The organism is Candidatus Kapaibacterium sp. (genome assembly GCA_025059875.1).
In the GTDB taxonomy this organism is placed as follows: Bacteria; Bacteroidota; Ignavibacteria; order Kapaibacteriales; family HRBIN21; genus HRBIN21.
The window spans coordinates 1-913 of the sequence record JANXCT010000016.1 but is presented as its reverse complement, the minus strand read 5'-3'; the positions used below and the strand labels follow the sequence as shown (position 1 = coordinate 913).

The following is a 913-nucleotide window of genomic DNA, read 5'->3' as shown; positions in this document are numbered from 1 at the left end:
GTGTAGTTCGTCCCCGCCCCCGACGGCTCATACAAGCGCACCTGCCGCGCCGTGTTGTCCGTGTTCTGCACCAGCACATGCCCACTCACCACCGTCACATCCCCGCTTGTGCTGATGCTGACCCGATCGGCATTGTTCGTCCGCAGGCTCAGCCCAAAATTGTCCACCGTCCCCACGAACGCTGCCGCCCCCGCCCGCAGCCCAATGTTGCCCGCTACCTCCAGCCGCTCCACCGGCGCCGTCGTCCCACCAACCCGTAACCGGTTGTTCGTCGCATCCCAAAACAGCTGGTCGCTCCCCGTCAGCGCTCCCCCAGCTCCCCCTGCCCAGAAGGCCACCTGCCCGTCGCTGAGCACCCCCACCTGCGGGTCCGTCTCCGTTATGGACGCCCACGTCAGTGTCGCTGTCGTGCCGCTGACAGACGCAATCGCCAAGACCTGGTTTGCACTACCTATTGTCGCCGGCAACAGGTACGTGATGTCGGCCGTCTGCGCCTGCGCCTGGAAGGCCGTGTAGTTCGTCCCCGCCCCCGACGGCTCATACAAGCGCACCTGCCGCGCCGTGTTGTCCGTGTTCTGCACCAGCACATGCCCACTCACCACCGTCACATCCCCGCTTGTGCTGATGCTGACCCGATCGGCATTGTTCGTCCGCAGGCTCAGTCCAAAATTGTCCACCGTCCCCACGAACGCTGCCGCCCCCGCCCGCAGCCCAATGTTGCCCGCTACCTCCAGCCGCTCGCTCGGTGCATTCACCCCGATACCCACGTTCCCCGCCGCCGTCACCCGCAGCCGCTCAGCGTTGTTGGTACGAATCACCAACGGCTGATTGTCCGTCGTCCCCAAAAAATTCGTCGCCGGGTTTGTTCCACTGTTGCCGGTTAGACTCCAGGCGTTCCCGCTCACCAGAGAGC

At 65.0% G+C, this 913-nt stretch carries 1 protein-coding gene; it reads right to left on the bottom strand.

From position 1 onward, the window contains the following. The coding region (locus tag NZ960_08580) for a hypothetical protein (GenBank protein MCS7177644.1) at nt 1-821 on the bottom strand (821 nt) is incomplete at its 3' end. Nucleotides 822-913: the final 92 nt, after the last annotated feature.